General features: G+C 73.5%; 11 protein-coding genes. 3 read left to right on the plus strand and 8 right to left on the minus strand.

Translation table 11 applies throughout. The features are described 5' to 3' along the window. Nucleotides 1–24: 24 nt before the first annotated feature. The gene (locus CRP49_RS06830; protein WP_257033318.1) at nt 25–1,098 is read right to left on the minus strand and encodes a hypothetical protein; all 1,074 of its coding nucleotides are present in this window, start codon (nt 1,096–1,098) and stop codon (nt 25–27) included. An 80-nt stretch (nt 1,099–1,178) separates the two neighbouring features. Between CRP49_RS06830 and CRP49_RS06835 the strand changes: the two genes are divergently transcribed. After that, the gene (locus CRP49_RS06835; protein ID WP_097252590.1) at nt 1,179–2,729 is read left to right on the plus strand and encodes a hypothetical protein; all 1,551 of its coding nucleotides are present in this window, start codon (nt 1,179–1,181) and stop codon (nt 2,727–2,729) included. A 103-nt stretch (nt 2,730–2,832) separates the two neighbouring features. Here CRP49_RS06835 and CRP49_RS06840 read toward each other — a convergent pair whose 3' ends face one another. The 6 genes from CRP49_RS06840 to CRP49_RS06865 all read right to left on the minus strand — a co-directional run bounded on the left by CRP49_RS06840 (nt 2,833) and on the right by CRP49_RS06865 (nt 9,375). Continuing rightward, on the minus strand, nt 2,833–5,418 hold the full coding sequence (locus CRP49_RS06840; RefSeq protein ID WP_097252591.1) for a SpoIIE family protein phosphatase: 2,586 nt from the start codon (nt 5,416–5,418) through the stop codon (nt 2,833–2,835). A 249-nt stretch (nt 5,419–5,667) separates the two neighbouring features. After that, nucleotides 5,668–6,096 (minus strand): ATP-binding protein, encoded by a 429-nt coding sequence (locus CRP49_RS06845; protein WP_097252592.1) that lies wholly within the window; start codon nt 6,094–6,096, stop codon nt 5,668–5,670. Between the two features lie 125 nt (nt 6,097–6,221). Then, entirely contained in the window at nt 6,222–6,635 is a 414-nt protein-coding gene (locus CRP49_RS06850; protein WP_097252593.1) for a (deoxy)nucleoside triphosphate pyrophosphohydrolase, read from the minus strand. Between the two features lie 50 nt (nt 6,636–6,685). Next, a complete protein-coding gene (locus CRP49_RS06855; RefSeq protein ID WP_094215140.1) occupies nt 6,686–6,877 on the minus strand; it encodes an SPOR domain-containing protein in 192 nt (63 codons plus the stop codon). Nucleotides 6,878–7,214: 337 nt separating this feature from the next. Then, nucleotides 7,215–7,967, minus strand: a complete 753-nt coding sequence (locus tag CRP49_RS06860) for a GntR family transcriptional regulator (protein ID WP_094215141.1) — start codon at nt 7,965–7,967, stop codon at nt 7,215–7,217. A gap of 178 nt (nt 7,968–8,145) precedes the next feature. Then, nucleotides 8,146–9,375, minus strand: coding sequence for a DUF4190 domain-containing protein (locus CRP49_RS06865; RefSeq protein WP_097252594.1), 1,230 nt, complete (start codon nt 9,373–9,375; stop codon nt 8,146–8,148). A gap of 112 nt (nt 9,376–9,487) precedes the next feature. Between CRP49_RS06865 and CRP49_RS06870 the strand changes: the two genes are divergently transcribed. Beyond that, entirely contained in the window at nt 9,488–10,708 is a 1,221-nt protein-coding gene (locus tag CRP49_RS06870) for a serpin family protein (RefSeq protein ID WP_097252595.1), read from the plus strand. Here the strand turns inward: CRP49_RS06870 and CRP49_RS06875 are convergent. Next, nucleotides 10,705–11,265, minus strand: a complete 561-nt coding sequence (locus CRP49_RS06875; protein WP_373560332.1) for a YbaK/EbsC family protein — start codon at nt 11,263–11,265, stop codon at nt 10,705–10,707. The genes CRP49_RS06870 and CRP49_RS06875 overlap by 4 nt on opposite strands. Nucleotides 11,266–11,527: 262 nt before the next feature. Between CRP49_RS06875 and CRP49_RS06880 the strand changes: the two genes are divergently transcribed. After that, nucleotides 11,528–13,255: an AfsR/SARP family transcriptional regulator gene (locus tag CRP49_RS06880; protein ID WP_257033319.1), complete on the plus strand. Its 1,728-nt coding sequence runs from the start codon at nt 11,528–11,530 to the stop codon at nt 13,253–13,255. Nucleotides 13,256–13,259 lie beyond the last annotated feature (4 nt).

The following is a 13,259-nucleotide window of genomic DNA, read 5'->3' on the forward strand; positions in this document are numbered from 1 at the left end:
GCAGGCCCAGCGCCGCCATGACGTTCACGATCCCACAACCCAGTCCTCCTCGTACCCCCGCCAGTCCCCCTCCGTCGCCGCGAAGTCCACGTACAGGGCGACGCCGAAGCGGGTGCGGTCGGCGTCGGTGCGGGACAGGCCCAGGCGGACGCCGCGCACGGCGGCCGGGACGGTCTCCGCGTGGGCCCAGTGGCCGAAGCGGTTCTCGTGGTAGAAGGGCAGGCCCATCAGGAGGTCGGTGGTGTCCGGGGTGACCTCCAGGGCGAGGCTGGTCTGCTGGGCCACATAGCCGCCGTACAGGCTCTCCAGCGGCTGCATCGTGTCGTACGACATCACGGCGATCTGGTCCACACGGCGGGCCACCTGCCCGAAGTAGGCCTGTGACCACCACTTGGGGTGGCCGGTGGTCGCGCCCCAGAAGGAGTGGAACGCGGGGAGCGGGTCTATCTGGTGGGCGGCGACCGAGAGCAGGGCGTGGTGGGCGTGGGTGAGGGCGCGGAGGTCGTCCAGGAGGGAGAGATAGTCCTGGTCGCCGGAGTGCAGGGGCTCCAGGTCGAAGTGGGCGCCCTCGAAGCCGGTGGCGAGGATCCGGCGGGCCGAGGCGACGACGGCGGTGCGGGTGGCGGCGCGCTCCAGGTGCAGGCCGTCGGGGCTCTCGCCGGCCAGCTTGTCGCCGAGCCAGGCCTGGACGCGGATGCGGGGCGCCGCACTGTGCAGGGCCGATATCAGCCAACGTGCCCTGGGGTAGGCCGACGCCGGGAGCGTGCCGTCGTGCTCCAAGGGGCCCGCGTGGACGTACAGGTCGCGGATGCCGGTGTCCTTCAGGCGGTGGGCGAGGGCCTTGACGTCCTGGTCGGTCTTACGGCCGTCGACCCAGGCGTGGCCCAGCCAGAGGGCGTCACGGTTGCGGGTGTGCGTGCCCGGTGCGGGGTCGCCGGTGTAGTTGAGGCGGAGGGCCGTTTCCGCGGTGAGGACGGGGAGGAGCAGGAGGGCGAGACCGACGAGGGCGCAGCGAAGGAGGCGCCGGCTACGCCCGGGCGGCTTCCTGGTCTCCTCATCCTTCTTGGTCTCCTCGCTCTTCTCGGTCTCCTCGTTCATTTCTGCCCCCTGTCTTCCTCGTCCCCCAGCCGTATCCGCCCCACTCGCGAAGGCGCCTACCTGCCCATACGCTCCAAAATGTGACGTCCTCCCTGATCCGGGGCCGGCCCCGGCGTGCCAAGGCGCACATACGGGTGCGGGTGGCGCATGCCGTGCTGGGTGCGCTCGTGGGGGCCGGGTGGTTGGTGTTGCCGGTGATGACGGCCGGTGAGCATGATCCGGTTCCCGTCGTCCCGGCCGGCCCGGTCGCGAGTGCCGCCGCGCCGGAGCAGGACGGGACGTCGGTCACCGACCTCCTCATGCCGCTGGTCGCCGTCGGTGCGGCCGGGGCGCTGGCCGGGTACGGGTATCTGCGGCGCACCCGGCGGGCCCGGACCCGGACGACGCCGGGCGTGGTGTCGGCCGCGCCGCCCGTGCCCACGCCGGTCGAGACCGAGCGGCAGGCGCGCGCCGCGCTGGTGCTGGCCGACGACTGTGTGCGCGGCAGCAGGGAGGAACTCTCCTTCGTCGAGGAGCTGTTCGGGCGCGAGGCGGTCGAGCCGTTCACGCACGCCCTGCGGGCCGCGGAGACCGAGCTGTCGGCCGCGTTCGCGATATGGCGGCGGTACGAGGAGGGGGTCCCGGGGGACGCGAGTGCCCGGCGGCAGGCGCTGGTGGGGGTGGTCGGGCGGTGCGCCGAGGCGGGACGGCGGCTGGACGGCGAGACGGAGGAGCTGGACCGGCTGCGGGGGCTGGAGGAGGGGGTGGGTGCGGCGCTGGAGGTCGCCGAGGCGCGGTTCCGGGAGCTGGCCGCACGGACGGCCGCGGCCCAGGCCACGGCGGCGGAGCTGCACCGGCGGTACGCGCCCTCGGCCGGGGCGCCCGTCACCGGGTATGTCGAACAGGCCAAGGACCGGCTGGTGTTCGCCACGGCGCAGCTCAACGAGTCCCGTCAGGCGGCCGATTCGAGAGACGGGCTGCGGGCGGCCCGCCGGCTGCGTGCGGCCGAGGGCGGTGTCGCCCAGGCCGGTGTGCTCGTCGGCGGGGTCGAGCGGCTCGCGGCCGAACTGCGGGAGGCGGCCCGGCTGGTGCCGGCCGCGCTGACCGGCGCCGAGGCAAAGATCGCCGAGGCGCGGCGGGACGGCGGGCGAGCCTTTCTGGCCCCGGGTGAGCGGCACGCGCGGAGCGCCCACGCCGACGGGGTGCTGGCCGCCGTACGCGCGGAGCTGACCGCCGGCCCGTACGACCCGCTGGACGCGCTGCGGCGCATCGCCCGGGCCGTGGAGCGGCTGGAGGTGGGGCGGTCCGGGGTGGTGGAGGCGGCCGCGCGGCTCGTGTCGCGCAGCGCGGTCGGCGGGGCGGAGGACTTCGTCGCCGTGCACCGGGGAGCGGTGGGCGCGGAGGCACGGGCCCGGCTGGCGGAGGCGGAACGGGCACTCGGCTCGGGTACCGACCCGGACGTACCCGCCCGAGAGGCCCGCGACCTGGCCGAACGCGACGTACGCGCCCACGGCAACCCGTACGCCGACGGCCACGCCACCGGCCTCGCCGGCGCCGTCCTCGGCGGCATCCTCCTGGCGGAGGACCCGGACGGCGGCCCCCCGACAAGCTTCGGCGGCCCGGAGACTCGGGGCCGCCGCCATCTCCAGTAACTGTGCGACGGCCCCCTCGTAGCCACGGCACCCTCGTAGCCAACCGAGTCGGGGGGGTGAGTGGGAAGCGGGGGTCTGGGGGCGGAGCCCCCAGGTCGGGGCGTCAGAAGAGGCTGAGCAGTGCCTCCGCCGGGTCCGTCAGGCCGTTCTCGCCTCCGGGAAGCGGGAGTTCGAACCAGACCGTCTTGCCGCGCGGCGTACGGCGCGAGCCCCACGCCGCGCTGAGCAGACCGACCAGCTGCAGACCCCGGCCCCCCTCGTCGGTGTCCCGGGCACGCCGCCGGCGAGGCTGCACCAGCCCGGAGTCCCAGACCTCGCAGACCAGGGTCCGGTCCAGCAGCAACCGCAGCCGGATCTCACCCTCGCCGTACCGCAGCGCGTTGGTGACCAGCTCGCTGACCAGGAGTTCCGTGGTATCGACCAGCGGCTCCATGTCCCAGCTGAGCAGCTGCGCACGGGCGTACTCCCGGGCCCGCCCCACACTGCGCGGCTCGCGCGGCAGCGTCCAGTCGCCGACGGACTCGGCGGGCAGCCCCTGGACCCGGGCCATCAGCAGGGCGATGTCGTCCTCGCCGTGGTGGGTGTCGAGGGTGTTGAGGACGTGGTCGCAGACGTCCTCCAGCGGACGGGAGGGGTCCGTGAGTGCCCCTACGAAGGCCTGGAGCCCCTCGTCCAGGGGATGGTCGCGGGACTCGACCAGGCCGTCCGTGTAGAGGGCGAGCAGCGCGCCCTCCGGGAGTTCGACCTCCACCTCCTCGAAGGGCTCACCGCCCACGCCCAGCGGCATCCCCGGCGGCACGTCGAGCATCAGCGCCGCCTCGCCGGGTTCCACCAGCACCGGAGGCAGATGGCCGGCGTTGGCGAACGTACAGCGTCTGGTCACCGAGTCGTAGACCGCGTACACACAGGTGGCGAGGTAGACCTCGGAGAGGTCGGCGTCGCGGGGCTGGCGGGCCGCGCGGGTGGCCTGCTGGACCCCGCCGGGCGTGCCGAGGCCGCGGGCGATCTCGTCCAGCGCCGAGAGGACCTCGGCCGGTTCGAGGTCCAGCAACGCAAGCGTCCGTACCGCCGTACGGAGTTCGCCCATCGCGACCGCCGCGCGCAAACCGCGCCCCATGACGTCGCCGACCACCAACGCCGTACGGTGACCGGGCAGTTCGATCACGTCGAACCAGTCGCCGCCGACCTCCGTCGCCGCGTTGCCGGGCAGATAGCGGCAGGCGATGTCGAGACCGGACGCCTCGGGGTCGCCGGGCGGGAGCAGGGACCGTTGCAGTATCAGCGCGCGCTCGTGCTCGCGGCGGTACAGGCGGGCGTTGTCGATGCAGACGGCGGCCCGCGCGGCCAGCTCCACCGCGAGGTCCCGGTCGCGGTCGCCGAACGGCTCGCTGCCCTTCGTACGGGCGAACTGCGCGATGCCCACGACGGTGTCGTGGGCGACCATCGGCACCGCCAGCGTGGACTGCACGAGACCGCCGTCCTCGGCGGGGACGTGCTGCGGACGGGCGGTGCGCAGGGCGTCCGCGCAGGGCGAGTTGAACGGGAAGTGGTGGACCGCGCCGACCGCGACGGGTTCGCCGGAGCCACCGAAGGGCGCGTCGGAGACGGCGCTGGCGAAGGCGACACGGCGCAGTTCCGCACTGCCGTCGGCGAGGCCGGGTGGGGTCTCGTCGCCGGCGAGCAGGCCCTGGTAGAGGTCGACGGTGGCGAGGTCGCAGAACCCGGGGACGACGACGTCGAGGAGTTCGCGGGCCGTGGTCTCCAGGTCCAGGGAGTTCCCTATGCGGGCGCCGGCCTCGTTGAGCAGGGCGAGGTTGCGCCGGGCGGCGGCCGCCTCGCGGGCGGCGGCGCGGCGGGCCGTTATGTCGGTGCCGAGCCAGGCGATGCCGATGGGCCGGCCGCTGCCGCTGTGCACCCGGTAGAGGTTGACGGACCAGTGCCGGCGCTCCTCGGAGCCCGGGACGAAGCCCGTGACATGCATGTCGGTGATGGAGTCGCCGGTCTCCAGCACCCGGCGCAGGGTGGCCGAAACCCGCTCGGCCTCACCACGCGGAAGGTAGTCGTGAACTCCCTTGCCGCGGTGGTCGTCCGGGCTTCCGCCGAAGATGGAGGCGAAGCGCATGTTGGCGCGGCGCACCCTGAGGTCGATGTCGATCAGCAGGAAGCCGAACGGGGATTGACCGAAAATCGCCTGCGAGGCGGCGAGGTCGGTCTCGATGCTGCGCAGGGTGCGGACGTCCACCACTATGCAGACGGCGGCCTTGTCCCCCCCGTCGGTCCGGGTGGGCATCACATAGACCTCGGCGAGCCCCTCCTCGCCGCGCAGCCCGTCCGGCCGGTCCGGCATCCGGAAAGGGACCACACCGGTCCACTCCCGCCCGTCGAGGATCTCGGCCATCTTGCGCTGGCCGCGCTCGCGCAGATCGGAGTCGATGAAGGCCTCGATCGGGTCCATGCCGACGGCCCGTTCGGCGGGGATGCCGAAGAGCTGCTCGGCGCGCAGGCTCCACTGGTCGACCACCCCGCCGGGGCCGATGGAGAAGGACGCGACCCTGATGTAGTCGTAGATCGAGCCGGGCGGACTGCTCTGCCACATGGCGTCGCCGGGCGCCGCGGTCTGTGCGGCCTGGTTCCTCGCGCCGCCCGACGGGTCCTCGGACTCCGTGGCCTTCGCTGGTATCTCGCTCACGCGAACCGTCCCCTCCAGCTCACCGCGCCCGGCACCGGTCACCGGGGGCGGCTGCCCGCAGTATCCAGCACTACGGCGCCGCACGACACGGTGTTCACGATCACAGCTCGGTCCAGGCGTTTTTCGGACCGGACTGCGACAACACTTCCAGTCTTCTAACCAGGGAACACGCCCTCGAATCACGCACCCCCAACCCACCCCGGGCGCGCATCGCCGCATGGACGGCGCACGGCGGCCTGTACACCGGGCTCACCCGGGCACCGCCAGTTCGAACCAGACGGTCTTTCCGGTGCCGCCGGGCCTGGTGCCCCAGCGGCGCGAGGAGTCGGCGACCAGTTGCAGACCGCGGCCGCTCTCGTCCTCGGGGTGGGCGACACGCTCGCGCGGCGGGTCCGGGAGCGGGTCGGAGACCTCGACCAGCAGCGTGTCACCGAGCCCGGCGGGGCGTACCAGCCGTACGCCGATGGGCCCGGTCGCGTGCCGCAGGGAGTTCGTCACCAGCTCGCTGACCAGCAGCGCGGCGAGCTCGGCGAGGCATTCGAGGCCCCAGCCGCGCAACTGGCCCCGGACCGCGGCGCGGGCGGTGCGCACGGCGCCGGGTTCCGCGGGAAAGGTCCACTCGGCGCGGTCGCCTTCGGTGTCGATCACGCCGATCACTTCCCAGGCCAACGAGCCCACCCATGTCCGGTTTCATGGGATTAATGGGGACATACCCGGTATCCGGGGGGCATTACCGTGCGGAAGGGCGCACGGTGGCACGAACGGCGTACGAGGCGCTCCGCGCAACTGACGTGAGCGCCGGGCTATGCCCAGCCGGGGAGCACGGCAAGAGTCTCGATCTCCCGCACCGCCGCCACATCCTGGTCCAGCCACGCCACGTCCCAGAGCCCGTCCGGAGTCAGCCAGCGCAGGTCGTCGTGGTCCTGGAGGGGGCGGGGGGCGGCGGAGCCGGGGCACAGGCGGGCGGTCCACACCTGCAGGACGTAGGGGGATCGCAGGGGCCACTCCCCCGGCACGCGCTCGACCGCCTCGGTCTCGACCCCGAGTTCCTCGCGCAGTTCGCGCACCAGGGCGTCCTCGGGCCGCTCGCCGGTCTCGACCTTGCCGCCGGGCAGCTCCCAACGCCCGGCCAGCTCGGCGGGCGCGCTGCGCCGCGCGGCGAGCAGCCGGCCGGCGTCGAGCAGGGCGGCTCCCACCACCACGATCCGTTCGGTCATGGGGCGGAGCCTACGGGAGCGCGCCAGTGGTCAGTTGGGCGCTCCGAGGGTCAGTTGTGGGTGCCGTCCCCGTTCTGGCCGATGCGTTCGACCCAGTAGAGCTGTTTGTGGCCGTGGTCGTCGAGGCTGTCGGCGATCTTCTGGGCCTCGGCCCGGGTCGCGTACCGTCCCACGCGGTAGCGATTGCCGTTGTCGTCCTGCCTTATGACGATCCAGGGCAGGGCGACCGTGCCCTCACTCATCGCCCCCACCGTTCCTTCTCGCACCGCCCCACCCGCTTCCCCTCCCGGGCCCCCACCGTGCCCCGCCTAAGGAAACCGCAATCCGCATATGCCCGAGCGTACGCCCTACCTTCACGGAGCGAATACGCCTTTTCACAAAGAGGTACGCAACCAGCCAGAACACAGGGGGCGCACGATGGCGAACGCGCCGTCTTACCCGCCTCTGTCGTGGGTCGGGGGCATTTCGGACGGACCCAGGATCACCTGGGAGAACGGCCGGATTGCAGCGGGCCGCCGGGGGTTGGGAGCCGGGTTGTGGGGTGAGAGCGGCCGCCCGGGGGGCGTGCCGGGGTGTGCGCTACTTCACGGGCAGGTGGTACGCGACCCGGTAGCGGTCGGCGGGGATCACGACGTCGGCGGTCTCCACGGGGCGGCCGGAGGCGTAGTAGGTGCGCTGGATGACGAGGACCACATGCCCGGGGACGCCGCCGAGCACGTGCAGTTCCTCGGCGAGGCCGGGGCGGGCGCCGACCTCCTCGGTGACGTTGTCCACGATGACGTCGATGGCCCGCATGCGCTCGACGACGCCCATGCCGCCGAGCGGTCCCTCCTCGGGCAGCATCACGGGCGTGCGACCGGTGACGGCGAGGGGTTCCCAGGAGGTGGAGAGCATCATCGGCTCCCCCGCCTCCCGGAACAGGTACCTGGTGCGCATGACCCGCTCGCCGGGTTTGAGGGAGAGCCGCTCGGCGATGGCGGCCCCGGCCTCGGCCTGCTCGCTGCTGGACTCCCAGGTGCCGCGCACCGAGGCGTCGGCCTGCTCCTGCCGGAAGGGCGTGGCGCCGGAGGGCGGCCGGAACCCGGAGCGGGCCACACCCCGGGGCACCGGGCGCTCGCGCACATACGTCCCGGAACCGGAGCGGCCCTCGACCAGGCCCTCGGCCATCAGCACCTTGCGGGCCTCCAGCGCGACCGTGTCCGAGACGCCGTACTCCTCGCGGATGCGGGCCTGGGAGGGGAGCCGCGTGTGAGGCGGCAGTGAACCGTCGACGATCTTCTTGCGGAGATCACCCGCGACGCGCAGGTACGCCGGCTGCTCACCGAAAGTCACTGGCCGCTCCCATCAGGTTGTACAGACAGCAACAGCGTGGCAACCGTGGGTTGTGCCATGCAAGCAAAGGCCAGAGAATCACTCGATGTGATGACAAGGGGCCCGGGAGGGCTTTACCCAGGCACTTTCTCTCCGTTATAGCCCTGTCCACGCCTCACCGCGATCATGCCCTGCGCGATCACACCGCCAGGGCGCCCCCGCTCCCGCCGGAGTCGCCCGAGCCGCTGTCACCACCGGCGCCGCTGTCGTCGGGGGGCGGGGTGGTCTCCAGGCCCAGGGCCTTGCGCGCGGGGACCGCCTTCTTCGGGTCGAGCAGTTTGAGCCCGGTGTCGTAGTGCTGGTAGAAGGCGTCCAGGCCCTTCGCCTGCGCGGCCTTCGCCCACTCCACCCGCGCCTTGTCCAGGTCGGACGTAAGCACGCTGATCCGCCCCACGGCGTCGGCGGACCAGCCGTTCGCGCGCAGCATCCGGGCCTGTTCGGCCAGCGCGGCCGACACCCGGCCCGCCCACTCCTTGTGCCCGGGCAGGTCGTCCTCGACGTACTCCGTGTCGGGGGCGGTGGCGAGGGCCGCGTTGAGGACGTGAGCCGCCTTCAGATAGGCGACCTGGTCCGCGTCCAGGACCGTCTCGTCGTTGCGCAGCGAGCCGGTGAGGTTCCCGCCCTCGGTCACGCTGCCGAACACACAGGTGACCTCCCGGTCCCCGGCCGACCAGCTGTCCCCGGTGGGCGTGAGGTAGTACACGTCGACGTCGTCGGGCACGGCCCAGCCGTCCATCGCGTAGGTGTCCTGGAGGCCGTAGCAGCGCTCGTCGGCGGTGTCGCCGACCTTGTCGTCGCCGGGGTACGACCCGTCCTTCAGCCGGAAGGAGGCGAACACCTCACCGTCGTGCTCGCCGGAGCATGGGACCTTGTCGACGTCGTACGTCTCGCCGCTGAGTCGTCCGCCCGGCGCGTCGAAGCACTCGCCCTTGACCAGCGAGATGCTCGCGCCGTCGCGTGCGCCCTCCTTGACGCCCTCCCAGAAGTCGGACGCGCCGCCCGTGGCGAGCATCAGCACCCACACCGCGAGCCCGAGCCCGGACAGCACCGAGCCACTGATCGCCAGCCCCTTGCCGCGCTCGCCCCGCCGGCCGATCTGCCGCAGCGCGACCAGCCCGAGCACCAGCCCGACACCGGGCAGGCAGCACAGCACGCCGAACACGAGGGAGGCGATGGCGAGGCCGTTGACGGGCGCCGGCTGGTTGTAGGGGCTGTAGCCCTGCGCCCAGGGCTGGTACGGCCCGTAGGGGTTCTGCGGGCCCTGTGCCTGCGGGTACGGCGGCGGCCCGTACGGCCCCTGCGGGTACTGCTGGGGTGGCTGGTACGGGCCTTGCGGCTGGTGGGGGTCGGGGGGCGGGGGTATGGACACCGGTACCGTGCTCCTGGGTCGGGCGGGGGGAATGGTCAGACGGGCCCTGGGGCCGACGACTGGACCGACGTACGACTGGGCGCATGGTAAGCGGGGCACGAGTGGGGGCGGAATGAGGGTGGAACACCGGGCGGACAGCCGGGTGGGGAACGCCACCGTGGGTGCGGTGAACGGGCTCACCGCGCGGTGGGCGGCGGCAGCGGCACCGGAGGGCACGGCGTTCTCGGCGGCCGGGGTCTGGCCCCTGCTGGCCTTCCTGGCGGACGGCGCGACGGGCGCCGCGCGGGCCGAGCTGGCCCAGGCGCTCGGCGTGCCCGCGGACCAGGCGGCCGCCGCCGCACGGGAGTTGCTGGCCGCGCTGGAGCCGGTGACCGGCCTGGACACGGCGCTCGGCCTGTGGACGCACCGGACGCTGCAGCTGCGCGAGGAGTGGCGGGCCGGGCTGCCGGCCGAAACGCACGGGGTGTTCGGGGAGGACCTGGTCACCGCGCAGGAGCGGCTGGACGCCTGGGCGGCCGAGCGGACCGGCGGGCTGGTGGAGCGCATGCCGGTGACGCTGACGCGGGAGGCGCGGATGGTGCTGGCCAGTGCGCTCACCCTGCGCACGGACTGGCGGCAGCCGTTCACCGAGACCATGCTGCGCCCGGACTCCGGTCCCTGGCAGGGCCGTTCGCTGCTCGGGCTGCACCGCCGGAGCGTGCGGCCGGACCGGGTCGGCGTGACGAGCACGCCCGACGGCTTCGTGACCGCGCTGACCGTGCCCGGCGACAACGGCATCGACGTCCATCTGGTGCTCGGCGAGGAGCGGATGACACCGGGTCAGGTGCTCACGGCCGGGGTCGGGGTCGTGCAGCGCACGCTCGCGCTCACCGGGGGCGGGCAGCTGCCGTTCGGGCATGTCGGCCCCGGCCTGCACGTCGAGCAACAGCCCGCCCTCGCGCCGGAGCCGATCACGCTGGACGTGCGGACGGTGGCGTACGAGGTGCGCGCCGACCACGATCTGCTGGCGCTGCACACCCTGTTCGGGCTCACCACGGCCCAGGACGACCGACAGGGCCACTTCCCCGGCGTCAGCGCCGTGCCGCTCGCCGTCCAGGCCGCCCGGCAGTCCGCCCTCGCCCGGTTCGGCGCGCTCGGCTTCCGGGCGGCGGCGGTGACGGCGGTCATGCCGTACGGCGCCGGTGGCGTCCCGCAGTACCGCTACGAGACCACGGTCGTGCGGGTGGCCTTCGACCGCCCCTTTGGCTTCCTCGCGGTCGACCGCGAGTCCCGGCTGGTGCTGATGGCGGGCTGGGTGACGGATCCGGCGCCGTATCCCGCCATGGGCCGTTAGGCGCGCGGCACCTGGTGGACTTCGGCGGCGGTTCCGAGGACTCCCGCCAGGGGCGGGGTGGCCAGCGGGGCCGTGCGGGGGCGGGTCAGGGTGACGTACGCCGGCACGGGCAGGGCCATCGACAGGTCCAGGCGGGCCGCGTTGAAGTAGATCCAGTCGTGGGCCAGCAGGGCGGTGTCGACGACCAGTTCCAGGTCCGGGTGGAAGGTGAACGGCACGACGCAGCCGCTCACGCAGCCTGACAGTCTTTCGGCCACCTCCCGTGCGGCGAAGGCGGCGTCCGTGCCGCCGTACAACTCGCGCACCCGGGTCATGTCCAGGCGGCGGTCGCCGGGTACGACGGCCAGGACGTAGCGGCGGCTGCGACGGCCGGTGCTCACCCGCACCACCAGGCACTTGGCCGCCTGGTCCAGCGGATGTCCGCGCAGCTCGGACGCGAGGTCCGTACGGCCCTCGGGTGCGTGCGGGATCAGGCGGTAGGGGACGCGGGCGTCGTCCAGCAGCGACAGCAGACGGTGGGAGGTGTCCGGGGGCAGCAGGTCGAGGTCGCGGGGCACGGTGAGGCCTCTCTGTGAAGGACGGGCGGCGCTCTCACCGTGCCGGGGCGGCCTATATTTCTCCGCTGCGCCCCCTCACCACGCCGTTCCCCGTGCGGCCGGCTCCCCGGCGATAACCCGCCAATAACGCCCCTCTCTAGCTTCGGAAACCGTAGAGATGGCTGGCCGCACCAGAAGGGGGTGGTGTCCCATGGAGTTCCGGGTCCTTGGGCCAGTGGAGGCGTGGCGAGGGGGTGAGCGGGTTGCCCTTTCCGGTTCGAAGATGCACACGGTGCTGGCGACGATGCTGCTCGCACAGGAGCGGGTGGTGTCCGACAGCAGGCTGAGCGCGCTGCTGTGGGGGTGGGAGCCGCCGGCGACGGCGAGCGCGCAGATCTACACGTACATGTCGCGGCTGCGCAAGCAGCTCGGCGAGGAGGTCGAGATCGTACGGCGGCCTCCCGGGTACGTGCTGCGCGCCCCGGGTGCCGTCGTGGACCTCGTGGAGTTCCGCCGACGGGAGCGGGACGGGCGGCGGGCGCTGGCGGAACGGCGCTTCGAGGAGGCCGCCGACCTGCTGCGCGAGGCGCTCGGGCAGTGGCGGGGAACCGCGCTGGCGAACGTCACCGAGCACATGCTGGACGCCGAGCCGGCACCGCTCGAGGAGGAGCGGATGCTCGCCCTGGAGTCCCGCCTGGAGGCGGACCTGGAGCTGGGGCGGCACGAGCAGGTGATGGCCGAACTGACCGCGCTGGTCGCCGAGTTCCCGGTACGGGAGCGGCTGCGGGCCCAGCTGATGACCGCGCTGTACCGGTGCGGCCGGCAGGCCGACGCGCTGCACACGTACTACGAGGGCCGCAAGGTACTGGCCGAACAGCTCGGCATCGACCCCGGCGAGGCGCTGGGCTCGACGTACCAGGCCGTGCTGGGCGGTGAGTTGGGGCTCGGGCCGCGGCGCGGTACGCCGCCGGCCGGGCGGCCCGTGCCGTCGATGCTGCCCGCCACGGACGGCGAACTCGTCGGCCGGGAGCGCGAACTCGAGGCGCTGCGGGGGCGTCTCGGCCAGGGCGCCGGCGCGCCGCGGCGGATCCTGGTGACCGGCATGGCCGGCCTCGGCAAGACGGCGCTCGCGGTGCGGGCCGCGGCCGAGAGCGGCGGGCTCTTCCCCGACGGGCTGCTCTTCGCGGAGCTGTGCGGTCTCGACGGCGCCCCGCGGGCCCCGCGTGCGGTGCTCGCCCAGTTGCTGCGGGCCCTCGGCGAGAGCGACCACGCGCTGCCGGCCGGCGATCTGGACGAGCTGGTACGGCTGTACCGGGCGCGTACGGCCGAGCGGCGGCTGCTGCTGGTGCTCGACAACGTCAGCGGCGACCGGCAGCTCGCGCCGCTGCTGCCGGCCGGTGACTCGGCCGTGCTGATCACCAGCCGGAGCCGGCTGGCGCGGGTGGCCGGCGGGGACACGCTGGCCCTGCCGCTGCTGGACGACGAGGCGTCGCTGGAGCTGCTCACCGCGCGGGCGGGCCGGCAGCGGCTGGACGACGACCTGGACGCGGCCGACGACCTGGTGGCGTACTGCGGCGGGCTGCCGCTCGCGCTGTCCATCGCCGGCGCCCGCCTGGCCGCCCGTCCGCACTGGACCGCGGCCCGGCTCGCGGCCCGGCTCGCCGACCCCGCCGCACGGCTCGCCGAACTCTCCTTCGGCGACCTGGACCTGAGCCGGGTCCTGCGCTCCTCCGTCGATCCGTTGCCGCCCGCGGTGCACGACGTCCTGGCCGGTCTCGCGGATCCGGAGCTGGGCGGCGAGCCGTTCTGCGCCCGGCGCGCGGGAGAGTGGCTCGGACTGACCGAGGACGCGACGGAGAACGCGCTGGAAGCCCTCGTCGACGCCGCCCTGCTGGACCTGTCGGGCCTGGACGACCAGGGCCGCCCGCAGTACCGCTGCCACGAACTGGTACGACTGCTCGCGGCGACCCTCGACGGCTCGGGCCTGCCGGCCGTGCGCGCGGGGCGGTGAGGGG

It is taken from the genome of Streptomyces sp. Ag109_G2-15, from assembly GCF_900215565.1.
Classification (GTDB): Bacteria; Actinomycetota; Actinomycetes; order Streptomycetales; family Streptomycetaceae; genus Streptomyces; species Streptomyces diastatochromogenes.